Raw genomic sequence first — 22,088 nt, forward strand, 5'->3', positions numbered from 1 at the left:
CATGCTAGGGCTTGTGGCATGGCAGTGACACAACCCCACATGAGCGATAACCACCCCGTCATCCGACAGCTGGACGACGCCGCGATAAACCGCATCGCGGCGGGCGAGGTGGTGGAGCGCCCGGCCTCGGCGGTCAAGGAACTGGTGGAAAACGCGCTGGATGCCGGCGCGCGGCGCATCGAGGTGGCCTATGCCGACGGCGGCAAGAGCCTGATCCGCGTCACCGACGACGGCTGCGGCATCGACGCCGAGGCGCTGCCCCTGGCGCTTTCGCGCCATGCCACCAGCAAGATCGACGGCTCGGATCTTCTGAACATCCACACCTTCGGGTTTCGCGGCGAGGCGCTGCCGTCGCTGGGGGCCGTGGGGCGGCTGACGCTGACCTCGCGCGTGGCGGGGGGCATGGGGGCCTGCCTGTCGGTCAGCGGCGGCGTGGCCAGCGCGGTGCGCCCGGCCGCCCTGGGCGGCGGTACGGTGGCCGAGCTGCGCGATCTGTTCCATGCCACGCCCGCCCGCCTGAAGTTCATGCGCAGCGACCGGGCCGAGGCACAGGCCATCGGCGACGTGGTAAAACGCCTGGCCATGGCGGAACCCTTCGTCAGTTTCGTGCTGCGCGACGTGACGGGAGGCGGCGAGGGGCGCGTGGTGCTGCGGGCCGATGCCGGCACCGGCGATCTGTTCGATGCGTTGCACGGACGGCTGGCGCGGATCATCGGCAGTGATTTCGCGCAGAACGCGCTGCGGATCGAGGCCGAGCGTGAGGGGCTGAGCCTGACCGGCTATGCCGCGCTGCCCACCTATTCGCGCGGGTCGGCCAGCACGCAGTATCTGTTCGTCAACGGCCGCCCGGTGCGCGACAAGCTTCTGCATGGTGCGCTGCGCGGGGCCTACCAGGATTTCCTGAGCCGCGAGAGGCATCCGGCGGCGGTGCTGTTCCTCGACTGCGATCCGCAACTGGTGGATGTGAACGTGCATCCGGCCAAATCCGAGGTGCGGTTCCGCGATCCGGGTGTGGCGCGCGGCCTGATCGTTTCGGGCCTGCGCCATGCGCTGGCCGGGGCGGGGCACCGGGCCTCGACCACGGTGGCGGGGGCGACGCTGGGTGCCATGCGCTCCGAGGTGGTGGAGCCGCGGGTCTATCAGATGGACCGGCCCTCGGCGGGGGCGCTGCGCCAGTCCCACGCGGCCCAGGCGCCGGGCTTCGGAGAGGCGCTGCCGGTGATGGCGCGGGCCTCATCGCTCCCTGACGGTCGCTCTTCGCAGGAGGGCGCACCGCTTGAAGAGCGACCGTCAGGGAGCGATGAGAGCTTCCCGTTGGGTGCGGCGCGCGGGCAGGTGCACGAGAATTACATCATCGCCCAGACCGCCGACGGCATGGTCATCGTCGATCAGCACGCCGCACACGAACGGCTGGTCTATGAAAAGCTGAAACGCCAGATGGCCGAGAACGGCGTGGCGGCGCAGGCGCTGCTGATCCCCGAGATCGTCGAACTTTCCGAGGGCGACGCGGCGCGGCTGATGGAACTGGCCGAGGAATTCGCCCGCCTTGGCCTTGGCATCGAACCTTTCGGTGGCGGCGCCGTGGCGGTGCGCGAGACGCCTGCCATCCTTGGCACCGTCAACGCCGAGGCGATGCTGCGCGACATCCTGGACGAGTTGGACGATCTGGGATCGAGCGCCATGGTCCAGACCCGGATCGAGGCCGTGCTGAGCCGGATCGCCTGTCACGGGTCCATCCGCTCGGGCCGCTGGATGCGCCCCGAAGAGATGAACGCCCTGCTGCGCGAGATGGAGGCCACCCCCCATTCCGGCCAGTGCAACCACGGCCGCCCCACCTACGTCGAGTTGAAGCTGGCGGATATCGAGCGGTTGTTCGGGCGGACATGATCACCCTTGGCGACCGGAGCTTCGATCCCGGCGATCCCGTGACCCTGGCCCTTGTGGTGGCGGCCTTGCTGGCCCTTCTGGTCGTGATCCTGGTGGTGGTGACCCTGCGGCGCGCCGGGCGCACGGCCCGGATGCTGGCCCCCCTGGCCCAGCAGCTTCAGTACATGAACCAGCGGGTGCAGGCCCTGGGCGATGGCCAGCAACAGCTGAGCGGCAATCTGACCGGCGTGGCCGAGGCCCAGGCCGCCGCCCAGGCCCGCACGCTGCACCTGATGGAAACCCGGCTGGCCGAAGTGGGCGAGCGGATGGATCGGAACCTCACCGGATCGGCCACCCGCACGGCGCAATCCCTGGGCGAATTGCAGCAGCGCCTGAAGACGATCGACCGCGCCCAGGCGAATATCGAGAAGCTGTCGGGCAATGTCCTGTCGTTGCAGGATATCCTGAGCAACAAGCAGACCCGCGGTGCCTTTGGCGAAATCCAGTTGCACGACATCGTCGGCAAGGCGCTGCCCAGCGACAGTTTCACCTGGCAGGCCACGCTTTCCAACGGGCGGCGGGCCGATTGCCTGATCCACCTTCCCAAACCGCCCGGCCCCATCGTGATCGACAGCAAGTTCCCGCTGGATGCCTATGAGGCGCTGCGCCGGGCCGAAAGCGACCATGAGAAACGCGCGGCCGTGGCCGGAATGCGCACGGCGGTGCGCGCCCATGTCCGGGCGATCTCGGAGAAATACATCCTTGAGGGCGAAACCGCCGACGGGGCGCTGATGTTCCTGCCCTCGGAAGCGGTCTATGCCGAGCTGCACGCCAATTTCCCCGAACTGGTGCGCGAGGGTTTCGATGCCCGGGTCTGGATCGTGTCGCCCACCACCTGCATGGCGACCCTGAACACCATGCGCGCCATCCTGAAGGACGCGCGCATGCGCGAACAGGCCGGGGCAATCCGCCGGACCCTGAAGCAGTTGCACCGCGACATGGAGCTGGTGGTGGGCCGGGTCGAGAAGCTGAACACCCATTTCAACCAGGCCCGGGCCGATCTTGACGGCATCGGCACGGCAGCTGAACGGGCGGGCAAGCGGGCGGCGCGGCTGGACAATTTCGACTTCGAGGAGGTCGAGCCGGCCACCATCCTGCCGGGCGGTGACGGGCGCGCCTGAAGCAGCGGCACCCCCCCGGGGCAGGCGTCGGGATTTGAGTATTTTCGGCAAGAAAGAGCCAGGCCGGTCAGATTCCCAGGAAGGGCTGCGCGATCCTCTGGACAAGGCCGTTGAATTTCAGCGGCGCGTCGGTGGCAGCCAGGCAGATGCAATCCTCGCCCTGTTCGGCCACGGGGGTGTGATGCACCGCTTCGTTGGCGATTTCGATGTCGCCGCGCGCGAATCTTCCGTCCTCGTCGCTGAAGGCCCCTTGCAGGACCAGGGTCATTTCAAGGCCCCGGTGGCCGTGATCGGGCAGCCGGGTGCCGGCGGGGATATGGAGCAGGCGCAGGCTGGCCCCCGGTGCGGTGTTCAGCCGGGCCTGGCGCAGCCCGCCGCCCATGGCCCGCCAGCGGACCGCCGCAACGTCGGGCCCCGCATAGGCCCGCAGCGGGGCCGGAAAGGGCGTGTCGGGTGGCGCGGGTGCCGGCGCCGGGGGCGTGTCATCGGCGTGCGTGGCGATGCGGTGCAGCGTGGCCTGGAAAGCGCCGGGCGCGAGGGGGCGCGGCGCGCAATCGTCCAGCAGGCAGCCGCCCACCGTTTCGAATTCGCCCAGCCGGGCGCGGCAGTCGTCGCAGAGGCTGATGTGGGTGGCCACGACCAGGCTGAAGGCCTCGGGGAGCGAGCCGGCGGCATAGCCGATCAGCAGCGGATCGGTGAGGTGATGTTGGATCTGTCCCATGGTCGGGGTTCTTTCACTTCATGGCGTGGCGCAGCCGTTCCAGCGCCAGCCTTATGCGGGATTTTATCGTACCGAGCGGCAGGCCCGTTTCCGCCGCGATTTCGCTGTGGGACAGCTCGGCATAATAGGCACGTTCGATCAGGACACGTTGTTTTTCGGGAAGCTTCGCCAGGGCGTCGCCCAGTTGCGCGGTTTCCTGGGCCAGGGCCAGGACATCGCCCTGGTCGGGTTCTTCCTCGGGGCCCCAGGCGATGTCTTCGGGTTCGGGGCGGCGTTGCTTGCGCAGGGCGTCGATCCGCTTGTTGCGGGCGATGGTGAAGATCCAGGTCGAGACGGCGGCGCGCGAGGGATCGAACTGGTGGGCCTTGTGCCAGAGGGTTGCCATCACGTCCTGCACGCAGTCCTCGGCCATGGATTCGGACGCGCCCGAGCGGATCAGGAAGCCCTTGATCCGGGGCGCGAAGTGATCGAACACCGCGCCGAAGGCGGCCTGGTCGCGGTCCTGCCGGATGCGGCGCATGTATTCGGCCCAGTCTGGTGTTCGGTCAGGATTGGGCATCTTGGTCCTGAATGCTCCGGTCTGGGTGCGGTTGCGCCGTGGCGAGCACCATACCCCGGGGGGCGGCGCCGTCTGCGTGATATGTACGTTACCGGTTTGCATGTATCAATTACGCCGCAAGTCGCGGGCCGGATCACCGCTTTGCCAACTTTCCTTTAATCTGGCCGGACCCCTGGCGCGTATAGATCCCGAGCAACAGGTTCGGAGACAAGATGCCGTTCGAGACAGGAAAAGCCGCCGCCCAGAGAATCGCCGTGATCGGCGGGGGCATATCGGGAATGGGGGCGGCGCACATGCTGTCGGACCGTCACCAGGTCGTGCTGTACGAGGCGGCACCGCGGCTGGGCGGGCATGCACGCACCGTCATCGCGGGCAAGCGGGGCGATCAGCCGGTGGATACCGGGTTCATCGTGTTCAACAAGGTGAATTACCCCAACATGGTGCGGCTGTTCGACGATCTGGGCGTGCCCGTGGTGGAAAGCAACATGAGCTTTGGCGCCTCGATCAATGGGGGCGCCCTGGAATACGGGTTGCGCAGCTTCGGTTCGGTCTTCGCGCAGCGGCGCAACATCGCCAACCCCAGGTTCCTGCGGATGCTGTCGGACATCGCCCGCTTCAACAGCCGCGCGGTTTCCGTTGCCAACCGCCCCGACATGACCATCCGCGCCTTTCTTGACGCCCTTGGCACCGGCGCGTGGTTTCGCGACTATTACCTGCTGCCGCTTTCGGGGGCGATATGGTCGACGCCCACGCGCGGCATCCTGGATTTTCCGGCGCAGGCGATGATTTCATTCTTCCGCAACCATGCCCTGCTGGGCGCGACGGGTCAGCATCAATGGTACACCGTGAAGGGCGGATCGGTGGAGTATGTCCGCCGCCTTCAGGACCGGATGGAGCGGCGCGGGGTCGATATCCGCACCCGCGCCAGCGTGCAGGAGGTACGGCGCGGTGCCCAGGGCGTGCAGATCAAGGCCGAGGGGCAGCCGCTGGAGCAGTTCGACCAGGTGGTTCTGGCCACCCATTCGGACGACAGCCTTGCCCTTCTGGGCGATGCCTCGCCCGCCGAAAGGGCGGCTTTGGGGGCGGTGAAATACCAGCCCAACCGCATCGTGCTGCATTGCGACGAAACGCTGATGCCGCGCCGCAAGGGGGCCTGGGCCAGCTGGGTCTATGCCGAGCCGAAGGGCGGCGCACAGTCCGACCGGATCGACCTGTCGTACTGGATGAATTCGCTGCAGCCGATCCCCCGTGACGATCCGATGTTCGTGACCCTGAACAGCACCCGCCCCATCGACCCGGCCAAGATCTATGACGAGGCCGAGTTCCGCCACCCGGTCTATGACCTTGCCGCGCTTGAGGGACAGGCGGCGGTGCGGCGCATGAACGGCGCGCGCAACACCTGGTTCTGCGGTGCCTGGATGCGCAACGGCTTTCACGAGGATGGCCTGTCCAGCGGGCTGGAGGTTGCGGGCGGCATCGCGCAGGGGCATCTTGCCGTGGGATGAGGGATTGCGTCGAACATATCGAGGGAACCACCTTTCACGGTCGGCGCGGGGCAATTTCCAACAGCTTTCGCTATTCCATCGATTATGTCCTGGCCGAGCCCGAACGCACCCAGGACGCGCCCTGGCTTTTCGTGCGCAACCGGGCGGGGCTGACCTCGCTTCATGACAGCGATCACGGCGGTGCGCCGGGGCAGGGGCGCGGTGCCGCCTGGGTGCGCGAGGTGCTGGCGGCCCATGGTCTTGCCGTGACGGGGCGCGTCCTGCTTCTGGCGCAACCGCGTGTTCTGGGCCATGTCTTCAACCCGGTGTCGTTCTGGTTGGTCTACGGGGCGGATGATACCCTGCGCGTGGTGATCGCCGAGGTCAGCAATACCTTCGGCGACCGGCATTCCTATCTGTGCCATCACGCCGACCTTGCCCCGATCACGCGCGAGGATACGCTGGAAGCGCGCAAGATATTCCACGTTTCGCCCTTTCAGCCGGTGGGCGGCGGATACCGGTTCCGCTTTGACATCGGCGCCGAGAAGATCGGCATCTGGATCGACTATCGCCAGGAGAACGGCGGGCTTTATGCCACGCTGACCGGGCCGCGCCGGGCGCTGAGCAACCGCGCGATCCTTCGCGCCTGTCTGCGCCGGCCCTTCGGATCGCGCCGGGTGCTGGGGCTGATCCACTGGCAGGCGCTGAAGCTGTGGTGGAAGGGTGCCGGCTATCGCCCCCGCCCCGAACCGCCCGGAGACGAGGTGAGCCGGTGAGTGCCGGGCTGGCGCGCTATTCCGTCTTTGCGGCCATGCTGGCCATGGCGGGGCTGCCGATCTATATCCACGCGCCGAAATTCTATGTCGATCAGCATGGCGTCGGGCTGGGTGTGCTGGGCGCCGTGCTGGCGGCGCTGCGCCTGATCGACGTGGTGCAGGACCCGGTGCTTGGCTGGCTGGCCGACAGGTTGCGGCGCTGGCGGACCGTGTCGGTCGCGCTGGCCGGGGGGCTGATGGCGGTGTCGATGGTGGCGCTTTTTGCGCTGCCGCCCGCCCTGCCGCCGGTGGCCTGGTTCGCGGTGACGCTGACCGGGCTATTCTCGGGGTTCAGCTTCCTGACCATCACCTTCTATGCACAGGGGGTTGCCAGGGCCGGTGCCCTTGGCGCGGGCGGGCATGTGCGCCTGGCGGCCTGGCGGGAAACCGGCGCGCTTCTGGGGGTCTGTCTGGCGGCGGTGGCGCCGACCGCGCTGGTGGCCAGTGGCGCGCCCTTCGCCGTCTTTGCCTGGGGCTTTGCCGGGCTGGTGGTGCTGGCCATGCTGGCCATGGCGCGCGAATGGTCGGCCGGGGCGGTGGTGCCGGGGGAAACCGGCCTGCGCCCCATCCTGGCCGACCCGACGGCGCGGCGCCTGTTGCTGATCGCGCTGCTGAACGCGATGCCGGTTGCCGTCACCTCGACGCTGTTCCTGTTCTTCGTGGAAAGCAGGCTGGAGGCGCCCGGAGCGGCGGGGCCGCTTCTGTTGCTGTTCTTCCTTGCGGCGGCGGTTTCGGCCCCTCTTTGGGGGCGGATCGCGGCGCGGGTCGGGGAAAAGCGCGCCCTTGTCGCGGGGATGTCACTGGCCATCCTGTCGTTCGCCTTTGCCGCGATGCTGGGGCCGGGCGACAGCCTGCTGTTCGCGCTGATCTGTGCGGCATCGGGCGCGGCGCTGGGGGCGGACATGACGATCCTGACCGCGATCTTCGCCGCCCGCATGGGGCGCATCACCACGGGGGCCGAACAGGCCTTTGGCCTCTGGTCCTTCGTCAGCAAGGCGACCCTGGCTTTGGCTGCGGTGATTCTTTTGCCGGTGCTCGAGATTTCCGGCTTCGAATCGGGAACCGGGAACGATGCTCGCGCGCTTTTTACACTGACAGTGTTATATGCTTTGTTGCCCTGTGTACTCAAGTTGTGTGCGCTCGCCCTTCTGGCGGGCATGCCCATCGAAAGAGGTTGATCGATGGTGGTTGTTATCTGGTTTCTTGCGGGCATCCTTCTGGTGGTGGCGGTGATCGTCCTGCGACATTACTTCGCGTCCTTCAGCGGACAGCGCCCGTCCGACTATGATCACCTCGGCCCCGAATTCGATCTGCGCCGACACCTTGGGGGGCCGTTGCAATGTGATGGCGTGATCTATGGGCCCGGCGGGCGCATCACGTCGCGGTTCACCGCCGACATGACGGGAAGCTGGGACGGGGCAAAGGGAACGCTGGATCAGGTGTTCCGCTATGACAACGGCGAGAGGCAGGAGCGCGCCTGGCACCTGGCACTGGACGACGAGGGGCGGTTTCGCGCTGACGCCGAGGATGTGATCGGCACCGGGCGCGGCGCGCAATCCGGGCCGACCGTGCAACTGAAATACACCATCCGATTGCCAAAGGAGTCCGGTGGCCACATTCTGAACGTCATTGACTGGATGTACCTGGTGGACCAGACGACGATCATAAACCGCAGCCAGTTTCGAAAATACGGAATCAAGGTGGCCGAATTGGTCGCCACAATACGACCAAAGGACAAGACATGAGGGAATGGAACGGGAAACGATACTGGCTTGTGGGGGCTTCCGAAGGGCTGGGCCGGGCGCTGGCCCGGCGGCTGAGCGCGGCCGGTGCCGAGGTGATCCTCAGCGCGCGCAGTGCCGACCGCCTGAAGGACCTGGCCGATGACCTGCCGGGCAAGGCCAGTGTCGTGACCTGTGACGTGACCGACCCCGAAAGCCTGCGCCGCGCCGCCGAAGAGGCGGGCGACATCGACGGGCTGGTCTATCTGGCCGGTGTCTACTGGCCGCAGAAGGCCGGCGAATGGAACGCCGAACAGGTGGCCGCCATGTGCGACGTGAACTTCGGCGGCTGTGCCCGGGTTCTGGGCCAGGTGGTGCCGAAGATGGCGCAGAAGGGGGCCGGGCATATCGTGGTGACAGGCTCGATCTCGGGGTATCGCGGCTTGCCAGGGTCGATCGGTTATGGCGCGTCGAAGGCGGGTGTGATGCACCTGGCCGAACAGCTTTACGGCGAAATGCGCGGTTCGGGTGTCGGTGTCCAACTGGTGAACCCGGGCTTCATCCGCACCCGCCTGACCGACAAGAATGATTTCAAGATGCCCTTCATCATGGAACCGGACGAGGCCGCGCAGGAGGTCTTCGAACACATGCAGGGCGAAGGCTTCAAGAAGAGCTTCCCCATGGGGTTCGCCGCGATGTTCCGCCTGTCGCAGTTCCTGCCCGACTGGCTGTATTACCGGCTGTATTTCAGCGGCAAGCGCTGAGTCCTACCCGAGGTAGATCTGCCCCTCGGGATAGCGCACCCGCGGTTTCGACCGGGTCGCCAGGAAGAACCCGAGGGTCAGGGGCCCCACCCGGCCAAGGAACATCACGACGATCACGATCAGCCGGCCGGCGGTGTTCAACTCGCCGGTTTCGCCCATGGACAGGCCGACCGTCCCGAAGGCCGAGGCGATTTCAAAGCTGAGCTTGAGGAAATCGCCGTCCTGCACCACCATCAGCATGAACAGCGAGACCATGACCAGCAAAAGGCTGATCGTGGTCAGGGCCAGCACCTTCATGATCTCGGTCGCGGCGATGCTGCGCCCGAAGGCGCGCAGTTCCGAATGGCGGCGGAAAAAGGCGATGGTGGCCAGGATCAGCACGATGAAGGTTGTCACCTTGATCCCCCCGGCGGTCGAGGCGCTGCCGCCGCCGATCAGCATGAGGGATATGGTGATCAGCACGGTTTCATCGTGCATGGCCGAGGTGTCGATGGTGTTGAACCCGGCGGTGCGCGGCGTGACCCCTTGGAACCACGACACCATGGCCTTTTCCCAGGCGTGATCGAACAGGCCCAGGGTGGCGGGGTTGTTCCACTCCAGAAGCGCAAAGCTGAGACTGCCCCAGGCGATCAGGCCCAGGGTGCCGACGATCATCAGTTTCGTGTGCATCGAAAGCCGGTTCCAGGCCCGCACGCGCATGATGTCACCGATCACCACGAAGCCCAGGCCGCTGATCACGAACATCAGCGGAATCACCAGGTTGACGAGGGGATTGGTGGCAAAGCCCGACAGGCTGTCGGAAAACAGCGAGAAGCCGGCGTTGTTGAAGGCCGAGACCGAGTGAAACACCGCCTGCCACAGGCCCGGCCGCCAGCCGAATTCCGGCACGAAGACCGCCGCCAGAAGGAGTGCGCCCAAGACTTCGACCGCGATGGCGATCTTCATCACCCGCAGGGCCAGTTTCCCCAGGTTCGACAGTGATGTCTGGTTCAGATCCTCGCGCAGGACCATGCGCTGGGGCAGGTTGATCGGGATGCCCAGCACCGACAGCAGCAGCACCGCAAAGGTCATCAGGCCCAGCCCGCCCATCTGGATCAGGACGGCCACCACCGCCTGTCCGAAGGGGGTAAAGGCGCTGCCGGTGTCCACCACGGCCAGCCCGGTCACGGTCACGGCCGAGGTCGAGGTGAATAGCGCCTCCATCCAGCCCACGCTGTCGTCATGGGCCAGGGGCAGGCGCAGGATGATGGTGCCCACCACGATCAGGGCAAGGTAAAGCAGCGCCAGAAGCGCGGGCGGGGGCAGTTTGCGCAGGGCGATCAAGTCACACCGTATCCGCGAACTGGCGCAGGTTGCTGCGCTGGCCCAGGATCATCAGGCGGTCGTTTTCCTCAAGCGTGCAATCGGCGTGTTCGCTGCCCTTGTAGGTGCTGCCCTGCATGACGCCGACACAACGCAGATCGAAGCGTTCCAGCAGGTTCAGATCGGCCAGGGATTTCCCGGCCAGCCGTTCGGGCACCACGATGTTGACGACGTGAAACCCGTTGCCCAGGCTGACGTAATCGCGCACCAGCGGATTGTGCAGCATCTGGGCGATATGGCGGCCCATCTGTTCCTCGGGGTGGATGATCCGGTCGACGCCGACCTTCGACAGGATGCGGTGGTGCATCCGGGTGGTGGCCTTGGCCCAGACCTCGGGAACGCCGGCCATCTTCACCGTGATCGACGACACGATGCTGGCTTCAAGATCCTCGCCCATGGCGATGACGGCCACGTCGTATCCGTCCAGCCCCATTTCGCGCAGCGCCGCTTCGTCGCCGCCGTCGGCGATCACGCATTGCGACAGCTCGTCTGCCATGCGGTTCACCGCCGCCGGGTCACGGTCGATCCCCAGGACGTAGTTGTCGAAGCGGGCCAGTTCCTTGGCGATGGTCGCCCCGAACGAGCCAAGCCCGATCACGGCGAAGTTGCGACGTTTCAAGTTGGGCATTGCACGCGGCCTTTGCTGTCAGTGCGCCGGTTGCCCCGCCTAGATATGGGTGCGGGCGTGAAACCGGTCGGCCCGCTCAAGATGGGGCAGGGCGTTGAAGGTGTCCAGCAACAGGGCATTGCCGCCTTTCACATAGCGGTGCAGCGAGGTGTTGTTGATCTGCAGCAGGACATTGGCATAGCTGGCCACCTCAAGGCGCAGCAGAACCCGCATCGCCATCCCGATCAGCCCGCCCGAGGTGACCAGCATCACCCGCCCGCCCAGCGATTCGGCGTGGTCGATGATGGCCCGCACGCGCCCCTCGAAGGCGGCGAAGGTTTCCAGTTCGCTGTGAAGCTGCCCGGCCTCCCATGCGGTCATGAGTTGCGGCATGTGGTGAAGGAATTCGTCGCGGTCCCTTGGCATCGGGATGGCGTGGTTGTCGCGCAGCGACGTGGCCAGCCCGTAATAATCCAGCTCGTTCAGGCGCGCGTCCTGGCTGAATTCAAGGTCCAGGCAGGAGGCAATGGCCTTTGCGGTGTCGTGCTGGCGGTTCAGGGTGCCGCAGATGACGTGATCGAAGGTTTGCCGCGTGTCGCGCAGGTGTTCGCCCAGCCATGCCGCCTGTTGGCGGCCCAGGTCGGACAGGCGGTCATACCCGGCCTCGTCCGTCGCGGCGGAATTTGCCTGCCCGTGGCGCACCAGTGTGATTTCAACCATGCCGCTCTCCCTTGTCTGGGTGGGATTTGGCCCATGGGCGCGGGATGTGCAACACGGCTTTGGAAAACAGGCGCCCGCCAGCGCAGGGGCCCGGGGGAACCGACCACCCCGGGCGGGGGCGGTCGGTTCGTCGGTGTCAGTCGCGGGTCGACCCTTCTTCGTCGCCGCGGGCCCGCATTCCGGCCTTGACCCGCGCGCCCACGATCAGCGGCAGGACAAAGCCGACGATGGCCACCAGCCACAGCCCGATGGCCAGGGGGCTGTCGATCAGGGTCAGCCAGTTGCCGTTGTCGATGGTCACCGCGCGGCGCAGGTTGTTTTCCATCGCGTTGCCCAGCAGCGTGCCCAGGATGATCGGCACCAGCGGCACGTCGAACTTGCGCAGCAGCCAGCCCATCACGCCAAAGCCGATCATCACCAGCAGATCGAAGCTGGAGCCCGAGATGCCGTAGATGCCGACAAAGCTGACCATGGCGACAATCGGCATCAGGATGCGCGAGGGGATCATCAGCACCCGGGTGAACAGCCCGACCATGGGAATGTTCATGGCCAGAAGCATGAAGTTGGCGATGAAAAGCGCCGCGATCAGGCCCCAGACCACATCGGGGTTCTGCGAAAACAGCAGCGGCCCCGGCGTGATGTTCAGCGACAGAAGCACCGCCAGAAGCACCGCTGTCGTTCCCGATCCGGGCACGCCCAGGGCCAGCATCGGCACCAGCGCGCCACCGGCGGCGGCGTTGTTGCCGGCCTCGGGGGCTGCCACGCCGCGCGGATCGCCGGTGCCGAAGGTGCCTTCCTTGTCCACCAGCCGCTTTTCCATGGAATACGAGATGAACGACCCCAGAGAGGCCCCCGCGCCGGGCAGGACGCCCGCCACGAAGCCCAGGAACGAGGTGCGCAGCATGGTCGGCGTGCACTGCCGGATCATCGACCAGGGCGGATAGATCCGGCCGATCTCCAGCTTCTTGCCCTGTGCCTCGGACCCGCCGTGGCGGTTTTCAAGAAAGATGAAGACCTCGGACAGGGCGAACAGCCCGACGATGGCCACCAGGAAATCAAGCCCGTCGTAGAGATGCACCTCGCCGAAGGTGAAGCGCGGAACGCCGGTCTGGGTGTCGACCCCGACCATGGCCAGCCCGATTCCCAGGGCGGCGGCAAAGGCCGACTTGGCCTGGTTGGTCGAGGAAACGCCGCCCAGGGTCATGAAGGCCAGGGCGAAAAGGGCGAAATACTCGGCCGGGCCGAACAGAAGGGCGATCTTCACCAGTTGCGGCGCCAGAAAGATCAGGCCCCAGGTGGCGATGAAGGCACCGACGAAGGACGCGATGCCCGAAAGCGACAGCGCCTCGCCGGCAAGGCCCTTCTTTGCCATGGGGTGCCCGTCGAGACAGGTCATCATGGCCGGTTCATCGCCGGGAATGTTCAGCAGGATCGACGATATGCGCCCGCCGTACATCGCCCCGTAATAGACCGAGGTCAGCAGGATCAGCGATGGCGTCGCGCCCAGCCCCAGGGTGAAGGCCAGCGGAATCAGGATCGCCACGCCGTTCGAGGGGCCAAGACCGGGCAGCGCGCCCATGATGGTGCCCAGGAAACAGCCCAGCAGGGCCAGCCCGAGGTTCTGCCATGTCAGCGCGACGGCAAAACCGTCGCCCAGGGATGCAAGAGTGTCCATTGTATGCTCCTCAGAAGCCCCAGGGCCCGCGGGCAAGCGACAGCCCCAGCACCAGGTGGAAGATGACGTAGATGCCGACCGAGGTGCCGACCCCGGTGGCGACTGCCTCGAAGGGGGACGAACCCAGCCGCCAGGCCAGGTATCCGGCCGCGAAGGCGGTCGAGAGCACGAAGCCCGCTTCGGGCAACAGGTTGGCATAAAGGATCATGACGACAGCGGCGGCACCGATTTCCACGAGGCGGCCAAGGGCGGGCCAGGCGGGCTCGGGGTCGGGGCGCAGGGCGATGACGGCGCTGGACAGGCCAAGGATCGCGGCGATGATCAGGGGAAAGGCCTTGGGGCCCACGGCATCGGACAGGAAGCTTTCCTCGATGGCGATCGCCGCAATGGCGAACCCGATGGCGAGAAGCATGCCGAAGACACCGAAGATGCGATCACTCATTGAGATCTCCAATTCGGAACAGGTTGGGCAGGACCGGGCGCCGCATGGTGGGGCGGCGCCCGGTCCGGGCCGTGGTGTCGGCGGCGTTTACTTGATGATGCCGATTTCCTTCGAAATCGCCTGGATGCGTGCCACGCTGTCGGCGACGAACTCTTCGAACTCGGCGCCCTGAAGGCCGAGGGGGGCCAGGCCGTTCACGGCCATGATCTCTTTCCACTCGTCCGAAGCGTAGAGGGCGGCGATCTTTTCGACCCAGGCGTTGTAGGCTTCATCGCTGGAGCCGCCGGGGGCGTAGAAACCGCGCCAGTTGGCGCCAAGCGCATCGACGCCCTGTTCCTTGGCGGTGGGGATATCGGCGAAATCGCCGTCCAGACGCTCGGGCGCGAGAACGGCAAGCACCTTGATGTCACCGGATTCGACGAAACCCTTGGCTTCGGACAGATCGCCCGTGAAGCCCTGCACCGACCCGGCCAGAAGCTGGGTCACCGCCTCGCCGCCGCCGTCGAAGGCGATGTACTTGACGGAACGCACATCGTCGATGCCATAGGCGTCGGCGGCGATCAGCACCTTCAGGTGGTCCCAGCCACCCACGGCAGAACCGCCGGCGATGGAAACCGATGTGGGGTCGTTCTTGATCTGGTCAAGAAACTGCGGCAGCGTCTCGATCTCGCTGTCGGCGGCAACCGCGATCACGCCGTAATCGGCACCGATCGAGGCGACCCAGCGGACCTGGTCCATGGTGTTGCCCGGATAGCTGCCCTGGGCCAGGCGGGTTGCCGTGGCCGACGAGGCGGCGACGATCAGGTCATCGGAATCGTTGCGCTTGTTCACCACCTCGGCGAAGGCCACGCCGCCACCGCCACCGGCAAGGTTGACGACCTGCATGGTCTTGTCGATCTGGCCCAGGTCCTGCAGCACCTTGCCGACCTGGCGGCAGGTGAAATCCCAGCCGCCGCCGGGGTTGGCGGGCGCGATGCATTCGGGGTTTTCCTGGGCCGATGCGGTCACGGCCGACAGCGACAGGGCGACAGCGGCAATCAGGCCGCGGGTTGCGGATGTTCTCATGGGTTCCTCCTCAGAAGTTGCTCGGCGCACTCCCTTGCGCCGAGGTCGTTCCCGTGGGGGGCATTCGCCCTTTCCCGCGGGTCAGGGATGTGTAACGGATATAGCTGTCATGAACCTGTCAGTTCGGGCAGAGGGGGGACTGCCGCGCCATGCGAATCCTGCTGGTCGAGGATACCGAGGATCTGGCCGAGGGCGTTATGGCGCACCTTGCCCGCTCGGGGATCGTCTGCGATCTGGCCGTCAGCATCGAGGCGGCAGACGATTACCGCGCGGTCCAGAGATATGACGCCGTGATCCTCGATATCAACCTGCCCGACGGATCGGGGCTGGCCCTGCTGCGCGATCTGCGCCGCGAGGCCGACCGCACGCCCGTGCTCATGCTCACGGCGCTGACCTCGATCGATGACAGGGTGGCGGCGCTGGACCAGGGGGCCGACGATTACCTGGGCAAGCCCTTCGATCAGCGCGAGCTTGAGGCGCGGCTGCGCGCGCTCGTCCGGCGCGAGGCCGAGCGCAAGGAGGAACGGATTACCCTGGGCAGCCTTGTCTTTTCGCTGAACGACCGCAGCGCACGGTTGAACGGCCGCCAGATGGGCCTGACCCGGCGCGAGGCGGCCCTTCTGGATACGCTGATCCGCCACCAGGGGCAGTACCTGTCGAAAACCCGCCTTTACGATTCCCTTTTCGGGTTCGACGATGCCGATGTCGGGGTGAACGCCATCGAGCTTTACATCGCCCGCCTGCGCAAGAGGTTCGCCGACAGCGATGTGCGCATCGAAACCCAGCGCGGTGTCGGATACCGCATCTTTGCCGATGGCTGAGCGTCCGCCCACCCGCAGCCTTGTCACCCGGGTGCTGTTCGCCGTTCTCGCGATCCTGTTCCTGGGGGGGCTTCTGGTGGCCGGGTCGATGTGGCTGAACGGTCAGACGGCGGTGCGGCGGGCCTATGACCAGATCCTGCTGGGGGCCGCCAACGACATTGCCGAATCCATCCGCATTCTGGGCGGGCGGCCCGTTGCCGACCTGCCGGTTTCGGCCTTCGAGCTTTTGGCGCAGGCCCCCGAGGACCGGATCTATTACCGCGTGCGTGGCCCCGAGGGCGAATTCATCACCGGGCTGGATGCCGAGATGCAGATCGACGGCCCCGCGCGGCGCGGCGATGCGCCGGTCTATTTCGATGCCCGGCTGAACGGCGAGGCCGCGCGCTTCATCCGGGTGAACCGCCGCTTTGCCGAACGCGATTTTTCGGGCCTTGTGGAAATCGTGGTTGGCCAGACCCTGCGCGCGCGCACCGCGATGATGACCGACCTGATGCTGAACGCGATCCTGCCGATGGCGCTGGCCGGTCTGGCGCTGGTGCTGGTGGCCTGGATGGTCATCCGTCGCGCGCTGCGCCCGCTTGAGGCGATCACCCAGGGCCTGTCCGAGCGCGACCCCCACGATCTGACGCCCATTCTGCCCGACCGGCTGCCGCAGGAATTGCAGGTCATGATCGGGGCGATGAACCGGTTCATGGGCCGGCTTTCGGATCAGTTCGAGGGTACACGCAACCTCATATCCGACACCGCCCACCAGTTGCGCACGCCGGTTGCCGCCATCCGCGTTCACGCCGAAACCGCCATCATCGAACCCGACGGTCCGGCCCGCAGCCGGGCGATGGACAGGCTGTTGTCGCGCACCCGGTCGCTTGGCACGCTGCTGGACCAGCTTCTGAACCGGGCGCTGGTGCTGCACCGAAGTGATTCTGTGCCCCGCGCCCCTGTCGATCTGCGCGACGTGGCGCTTGAGATCATGGAGCGCGACGACCAGGGCGTTCTGGCGCCGGCGGTCGATCTGCGGCTTGAGATCGGGGAAGAGCCGGTGATGGTGCGGGCCGATGCCTTTTCCCTGCAAGAGGCCGGGCGAAACCTTCTGGGCAATGCCGTGGCCCACGGGGTGCCTCCGGTGGTGATCGGCGCCGAACGGCGCGGGGCCGAGGCCATCCTGTGGGTGCGCGATCAGGGCCCCGGGCCGGATCAGAAGATCCTCGCGCGGTTGGGCGAAAGGTTCAACCGCAACGCCGATTCGCGCGAGGGCAGCAATGGCATCGGCCTTTCCATCGTCCAGTCGGTGGCCCGGGCCTTTGGCGGCGCGGTCGAGATGACACGCGACGAAAAGGGGTTTCGCGCCGCCATCGTCCTGCCGACCGGGGGGGAGGGGACATGACCGCGCTGCTGCGTCTCGTGCTTTGCGCCCTGCTGGCGCTGTTGCCGGTGCAGGCCACGGCGCAGGAGGCGACGGTGCGCATCGGCGGGGGCGATACCGCTTTCCTGATGCGGTCAACCACCGATATCGCCATCATCCGCCCGGTCATCGAACGCTTTGCCGAACGCAACCCCGAACTGGCGATCACCTATGAACAATGGGGGTCGAACGCTCTGTTTGCCCGCACCCGGGAAGATTGCCGGGGGGATGGCCCGGGCGCCGATGCGGTGTTTTCCTCGGCGGTGCAGCAGATGGTCTGGCTGGTCAATGCCGCCTGTGCGCAGCCCCACCGGTCGGCCGCGACGCTGGCCCTGCCCGCAACGCGCCGCTGGCGGGATGAATTGTGGGGCGTCACGACCGAACCGGCCGTCATCGTCTACAACAAGCGCCTGCTGCGGGCCGATGCCGTGCCGCAGAACCGGTTTGCCCTGCTGGACGCCATGCGCGCCCGGCCCGAATTCTATCGCCGCAAGATCGCCACCTACGATATCGCCGCCTCGGGGCTTGGCTATCTCTTTGCCTATAGCGACAGCCTTGAGGCGACGACATTCGGCGGCCTGATGGAAAGCTTCGCGCGGATCGACGCCGTGGCGACCTGCTGTTCCGCCGAGATCATCGCCGGGGTGGCGCGGGGGGAATACCTGATCGCCTACAACGTGCTGGGGTCCTACGTCTCGAACGCGGCCTCGCCCGAGGTGGGGGTGATCCTGCCCAGGGATTACACGCTGTTCCTGTCGCGGGCCTATTTGATCCCCCGCAAGGCCCGCCGGGGTGAAATGGCCGCCCGCCTGCTGGATTTCCTTCTGTCGCCCGAAGCGCAGGGATTGCTGCTGCGGGCGGGGCTTGTCACCGATCTGGAGGACGCCGAAACCAGCCTGCCCCCCAGTGCGCGCCGTGCGATCCCGCTTTCCCCGGCGCTTCTGGTGGCGCTTGACGCCAACCGGCGGGCGCTGATGCTTGAATTCTGGCGCGATACCTTCGAGGAGGACACGTTGCCCTGAGCGGCCAGGACGTTTGCCAGCAAGAGTGCGGCAAGCTGTCGGCCCGATGTCTAAAAAGACGCGCAACCGGTCGCCGGTGATTATCGCCTTCCCCTGCGTTACGGTCTAGGGTGGCGGCAATTGTGACCCGGAGACTGAAGAATGTCCGATACCCTGCGTTTTACCCTCGATGGTCAAGAGGTCGAAGCCGAGTCCGGCGAGACCATTTGGGAGGTGGCCAAGAGGGTGGGCACCACAATCCCGCACCTGTGCCACCGGGATGAGCCGGGCTATCGCGCCGATGGCAATTGCCGCGCCTGCATGGTCGCCATCGAAGGAGAGCGCAACCTTGCCGCCTCCTGCATTCGCCAGCCCGCCGATGGCATGGTCGTGTCGTCGCAGGGCGCGCGCGAGGTCAAGGCTCGCCGGATGGTCATGGAAATGCTGCTGGCCGATCAGCCAAAGCAGGACGTGGCGCACGACAAGTCGGCGCATCTCTGGGACATGGCGGCGCAACAGGGCGTGGATGAAAGCCGCTTTCCGCCGCTGGAGCCATCGCGCATTCCGCTGCTGGACGATTCCCATGTGGCGATGTCGGTGAACCTTGACGCCTGCATTCAATGCGGGCTGTGCGTGCGCGCCTGCCGCGAGGTGCAGGTGAACGACGTGATCGGCATGTCGGGGCGGGGGCACGACAGTTACCCGACCTTCGATCTGGGCGATCCCATGGGCGATTCCACCTGCGTGGCCTGCGGCGAATGCGTGCAGGCCTGCCCGACGGGCGCGCTGATGCCGTCGTCGGTGGTGAACGAGGCGCAGGTGGGCGACCGCGCCGATTTCGACAGCGAAACCAAAAGCGTCTGCCCCTTCTGCGGCGTCGGTTGCCAGGTGTCGATCAAGGTCAAGGATGGCAAGGTCAAATATGTCGAGGGCATCAACGGCCCGGCCAACGAAGGGCGGCTTTGCGTCAAGGGGCGGTTCGGGTTCGACTATATCCACCACCCGCACCGCCTGACCAAACCGCTGATCCGCCGCGACGATGCGCCCGAAAAGGGGCTGAACGTCGATCCCGCCAATCCCTGGACCCACTTCCGCGAGGCGACCTGGGACGAGGCGCTGGAAAAGGCCGGTGCCGGGCTGGTGGACATCCGCAGCTATTACGGCGGCAAGGCGGTGGCCGGGTTCGGCAGCGCGAAATGCACCAACGAAGAGGCCTATCTGTTCCAGAAGCTGATCCGGCAGGGGTTCGGCCACAACAACGTGGACCACTGCACGCGGCTTTGCCATGCCTCTTCGGTGGCCGCGTTGATGGAGAATGTCGGATCGGGCGCCGTGACGGCGACGTTCAACGAGATCGAGAATGCCGATGTGGCCATCGTGATCGGCGCCAACCCGACCGAAAACCACCCCGTCGCCGCCACCTTCTTCAAGCAGTTCGCCAAGCGGGGCGGGCAGTTGATGGTCATGGACCCGCGCGGCCAGGCGCTGAAACGCCACGCCAGCCACATGCTGCAATTCCGCCCGGGCACCGATGTGGCGCTTCTGAATGCGATCATGAACGTGATCGTCGAGGAAAAGCTCTATGACCGGCAGTATATCGAGGGGTTCACCGAAGGCTTCTTCGAATTCCGCGATCATATCCGCGCCTTCACCCCCGAACGGATGAGCGATCTTTGCGGCATCAGCGCCGAGATGATCCGCGACGTGGCCCGCACCTATGCCGGGGCAAGCCGGGCGATGATCTTCTGGGGCATGGGGATTTCCCAGCATATCCACGGCACCGACAACGCCCGCTGCCTGATCGCGCTGGCGCTTCTGTGTGGCCAGATCGGGCGCCCGGGCACCGGGCTGCACCCGCTTCGCGGCCAGAACAACGTGCAGGGCGCATCCGATGCCGGGCTGATCCCCCAGGTCATGCCCGATTATCAAAGCGTGGCCGACCCCGAGGTGCGCGAGCTGTTCCGCCACATCTGGAAGGGCACCGCGATCCAGGAAACTCCGGGCCTGACGGTGGTGGAGATCATCGACGCCATCTATCGCGGCGAGATCAAGGGCATGTATATCCTGGGCGAAAACCCCGCCATGTCCGACCCCGACGTGGAACATGCCCGCGATGCCCTGGCCAAGCTGGATCACCTGGTGGTGCAGGATATCTTCCTGACCGAAACGGCGAACTATGCCGATGTGATCCTGCCCGCGTCGGCCTTTCCCGAAAAGCGCGGCACCGTGACCAACACCAACCGGCAGGTGCAGATGGGCCGCCAGGCCGTCCCGCCCCCGGGAGAGGCGCGCGAGGATTGGGCGGTGATCGTCGATCTGGCCCGGCGCGTCGGGCTGGACTGGGATTATGACGGCCCGCGCAGCGTGTTCGACGAGATGAAGATGTCCATGCGCAGCCTGCACCACATCACCTGGAAGCGGCTTCAGAACGAGGGCGCCGTCACCTATCCCTGCCAGTCGCCCACCGATCCGGGGCAGGCCGTGGTCTTTGGCGACGGCTTTCCGCGCCGCGCCGGGCGGGCCAGGTTTGCACCCGTCCGGGTGACACCCCCCGCCGAGGTGCCCAACGACGAATACCCGATGATCCTGACCACGGGCCGGCAGCTTGAACACTGGCACACCGGCAGCATGACCCGCCGGGCCAGCGTGCTGGACAGTATCGAACCCGAGGCGAATTGTTCGCTGCACCCGGCCACGCTGCGCAAGCTGGGCGTGGCGCCGGGTGAACACGTCCGTCTGACCACGCGGCGCGGTTCGGTCGACGTGATGGCGCGGGCGGATCGCGCCGTGGCCGAGGACATGGTGTTCCTGCCTTTTGCCTATGTCGAAGCGGCGGCGAACATCCTGACGAACTCGGCTTTGGACCCCTTCGGCAAGATCCCCGAGTTCAAGTATTCCGCCGTGCGCGCGGAAAAACCCGACGGGGCACTGGCGGCCGAATAGGCCGCCAACCCGGCCGCTTTGGCAGGGGCCTGTTGACTCGGGTCAGATATATCCATACATCGTGATATATGGATACGAATCACGCCCTCGCCGCCTTTGCCGCCCTGTCTCAGCCGACCCGGCTGGACGTGTTCCGCCTGCTGGTGAAGGCCGGTCCCGAAGGGATGGCGGCCGGTGACATCGGTGCAAGGCTGGATGTGCGCCAGAACACCATGTCGGCCAACCTTTCCGTGCTGGCCCAGGCGGGCCTGATCCGCGCCCAGCGGCAGGGGCGCAGCATCCGCTATTTCGCCGACATGGAGGGGATGCGCGGGCTGCTTGCCTTCCTCATGGAAGATTGCTGTGGCGGCCGGCCCGAACTGTGCCAGCCGCTCCTCGAAGAACTTGCCTGCGGTTGTTAGGAGCCTGCCATGACCGACACCCCCTATAACGTCCTGTTTCTCTGCACCGGCAATTCCGCCCGGTCGATCATCGCCGAGGCGATCATGAACCGCGAAGGCCAGGGCCGGTTTCGCGGCTTTTCGGCCGGATCGCGGCCCAAGGGCGCGCCTCATCCCTATGCCATCGACCTTCTGAAGGGGCTGAACCACGACACCGCCTTCGCCCGCTCCAAAAGCTGGGAGGAATTCGCCGCGCCCGATGCGCCGAAGATGGATTTCGTCTTTACCGTTTGTGACAATGCCGCCGCCGAGGAATGCCCCTTCTGGCCAGGTCAGCCGATGACGGCGCATTGGGGCCTGCCCGACCCGGTTGTCGCCGAAGGGGGCGAGGCCACCCGCCGGCTGGCCTTTTCCGAAACCTACCGGATGCTGCGCAGCCGGATTTCCGTTTTCGCCAGCCTGCCCATCCATTCGCTGGATCGCATGACGCTGCAACGCAACCTGACCGAGATCGGCCAGGATACCGTCAGCGCCGTCTGACCCCAACTTCGAAAGCACT

General features: G+C 66.2%; 21 protein-coding genes. 13 read left to right on the forward strand and 8 right to left on the reverse strand.

What is annotated here, in order from left to right:
* The first annotated feature begins 18 nt into the window (after positions 1 to 18).
* Both mutL and H7828_RS06500 read left to right on the forward strand, forming a co-directional pair.
* Entirely contained in the window at positions 19 to 1,887 is a 1,869-nt protein-coding gene (mutL, locus tag H7828_RS06495; protein ID WP_226780191.1) for a DNA mismatch repair endonuclease MutL, read from the forward strand.
* A complete protein-coding gene (locus H7828_RS06500) occupies positions 1,884 to 3,047 on the forward strand; it encodes a DNA recombination protein RmuC (protein WP_226780192.1) in 1,164 nt (387 codons plus the stop codon). Before mutL ends, H7828_RS06500 begins: the two co-directional genes overlap by 4 nt.
* Positions 3,048 to 3,114: 67 nt before the next feature.
* Here H7828_RS06500 and H7828_RS06505 read toward each other — a convergent pair whose 3' ends face one another.
* Complete coding sequence (locus H7828_RS06505) at positions 3,115 to 3,768, reverse strand: ChrR family anti-sigma-E factor (protein ID WP_226780193.1); 654 nt, start codon at positions 3,766 to 3,768, stop codon at positions 3,115 to 3,117.
* 13 nt (positions 3,769 to 3,781) lie between these two features.
* On the reverse strand, positions 3,782 to 4,327 hold the full coding sequence (locus H7828_RS06510) for a sigma-70 family RNA polymerase sigma factor (protein WP_226780194.1): 546 nt from the start codon (positions 4,325 to 4,327) through the stop codon (positions 3,782 to 3,784).
* A 212-nt stretch (positions 4,328 to 4,539) separates the two neighbouring features.
* Here H7828_RS06510 and H7828_RS06515 point away from each other — a divergent pair, with 212 nt between their 5' ends.
* From H7828_RS06515 to H7828_RS06535, 5 genes are read left to right on the forward strand one after another with little or no spacing between them, the layout of a single operon-like run.
* Entirely contained in the window at positions 4,540 to 5,832 is a 1,293-nt protein-coding gene (locus H7828_RS06515) for an NAD(P)/FAD-dependent oxidoreductase (RefSeq protein ID WP_226780195.1), read from the forward strand.
* Positions 5,829 to 6,587, forward strand: a complete 759-nt coding sequence (locus tag H7828_RS06520) for a DUF1365 domain-containing protein (RefSeq protein ID WP_226780196.1) — start codon at positions 5,829 to 5,831, stop codon at positions 6,585 to 6,587. The genes H7828_RS06515 and H7828_RS06520 overlap by 4 nt, the downstream gene beginning before the upstream one ends.
* On the forward strand, positions 6,584 to 7,804 hold the full coding sequence (locus H7828_RS06525) for an MFS transporter (protein WP_226780197.1): 1,221 nt from the start codon (positions 6,584 to 6,586) through the stop codon (positions 7,802 to 7,804). Before H7828_RS06520 ends, H7828_RS06525 begins: the two co-directional genes overlap by 4 nt.
* Before the next feature lie 3 nt (positions 7,805 to 7,807).
* The gene (locus tag H7828_RS06530) at positions 7,808 to 8,371 is read left to right on the forward strand and encodes a DUF3833 domain-containing protein (protein WP_226780198.1); all 564 of its coding nucleotides are present in this window, start codon (positions 7,808 to 7,810) and stop codon (positions 8,369 to 8,371) included.
* Positions 8,368 to 9,111 (forward strand): SDR family NAD(P)-dependent oxidoreductase, encoded by a 744-nt coding sequence (locus H7828_RS06535; protein ID WP_226780199.1) that lies wholly within the window; start codon positions 8,368 to 8,370, stop codon positions 9,109 to 9,111. The genes H7828_RS06530 and H7828_RS06535 overlap by 4 nt, the downstream gene beginning before the upstream one ends.
* A 3-nt stretch (positions 9,112 to 9,114) precedes the next feature.
* Here H7828_RS06535 and H7828_RS06540 read toward each other — a convergent pair whose 3' ends face one another.
* The 6 genes from H7828_RS06540 to H7828_RS06565 form a co-directional block, all read right to left on the reverse strand.
* Positions 9,115 to 10,434 carry a TrkH family potassium uptake protein gene (locus tag H7828_RS06540; RefSeq protein ID WP_245398589.1) on the reverse strand — a complete coding sequence of 440 codons (1,320 nt, stop codon included), beginning with the start codon at positions 10,432 to 10,434 and terminating at the stop codon, positions 9,115 to 9,117.
* Between the two features lies 1 nt (position 10,435).
* Entirely contained in the window at positions 10,436 to 11,101 is a 666-nt protein-coding gene (locus H7828_RS06545) for a potassium channel family protein (protein ID WP_226780200.1), read from the reverse strand.
* 39 nt (positions 11,102 to 11,140) lie between these two features.
* On the reverse strand, positions 11,141 to 11,800 hold the full coding sequence (locus H7828_RS06550) for a histidine phosphatase family protein (RefSeq protein WP_226780201.1): 660 nt from the start codon (positions 11,798 to 11,800) through the stop codon (positions 11,141 to 11,143).
* A 136-nt stretch (positions 11,801 to 11,936) separates the two neighbouring features.
* Positions 11,937 to 13,475: a tripartite tricarboxylate transporter permease gene (locus H7828_RS06555; RefSeq protein WP_226780202.1), complete on the reverse strand. Its 1,539-nt coding sequence runs from the start codon at positions 13,473 to 13,475 to the stop codon at positions 11,937 to 11,939.
* 10 nt (positions 13,476 to 13,485) lie between these two features.
* On the reverse strand, positions 13,486 to 13,917 hold the full coding sequence (locus H7828_RS06560) for a tripartite tricarboxylate transporter TctB family protein (protein WP_226780203.1): 432 nt from the start codon (positions 13,915 to 13,917) through the stop codon (positions 13,486 to 13,488).
* Positions 13,918 to 14,004: 87 nt separating this feature from the next.
* On the reverse strand, positions 14,005 to 14,982 hold the full coding sequence (locus H7828_RS06565; protein WP_226780204.1) for a Bug family tripartite tricarboxylate transporter substrate binding protein: 978 nt from the start codon (positions 14,980 to 14,982) through the stop codon (positions 14,005 to 14,007).
* 149 nt (positions 14,983 to 15,131) lie between these two features.
* Here H7828_RS06565 and H7828_RS06570 point away from each other — a divergent pair, with 149 nt between their 5' ends.
* The 6 genes from H7828_RS06570 (at position 15,132) to H7828_RS06595 (ending at position 22,069) form a co-directional block, all read left to right on the forward strand.
* Positions 15,132 to 15,803, forward strand: coding sequence for a response regulator transcription factor (locus H7828_RS06570; RefSeq protein ID WP_226780205.1), 672 nt, complete (start codon positions 15,132 to 15,134; stop codon positions 15,801 to 15,803).
* On the forward strand, positions 15,796 to 17,187 hold the full coding sequence (locus H7828_RS06575; RefSeq protein WP_226780206.1) for a sensor histidine kinase: 1,392 nt from the start codon (positions 15,796 to 15,798) through the stop codon (positions 17,185 to 17,187). The genes H7828_RS06570 and H7828_RS06575 overlap by 8 nt, the downstream gene beginning before the upstream one ends.
* Positions 17,184 to 18,227, forward strand: coding sequence for an ABC transporter substrate-binding protein (locus tag H7828_RS06580; RefSeq protein WP_226780207.1), 1,044 nt, complete (start codon positions 17,184 to 17,186; stop codon positions 18,225 to 18,227). Before H7828_RS06575 ends, H7828_RS06580 begins: the two co-directional genes overlap by 4 nt.
* 141 nt (positions 18,228 to 18,368) lie before the next feature.
* Positions 18,369 to 21,149 (forward strand): formate dehydrogenase subunit alpha, encoded by a 2,781-nt coding sequence (gene fdhF / locus H7828_RS06585; RefSeq protein WP_226780208.1) that lies wholly within the window; start codon positions 18,369 to 18,371, stop codon positions 21,147 to 21,149.
* Between the two features lie 68 nt (positions 21,150 to 21,217).
* The gene (locus H7828_RS06590) at positions 21,218 to 21,550 is read left to right on the forward strand and encodes an ArsR/SmtB family transcription factor (protein ID WP_226780209.1); all 333 of its coding nucleotides are present in this window, start codon (positions 21,218 to 21,220) and stop codon (positions 21,548 to 21,550) included.
* A 9-nt stretch (positions 21,551 to 21,559) separates the two neighbouring features.
* Entirely contained in the window at positions 21,560 to 22,069 is a 510-nt protein-coding gene (locus tag H7828_RS06595) for an arsenate reductase ArsC (protein WP_226780210.1), read from the forward strand.
* Positions 22,070 to 22,088: the final 19 nt, after the last annotated feature.

The sequence above is a fragment of the Oceaniglobus trochenteri genome, from assembly GCF_020529025.1.
Lineage (GTDB): Bacteria > Pseudomonadota > Alphaproteobacteria > Rhodobacterales > Rhodobacteraceae > Oceaniglobus > Oceaniglobus trochenteri.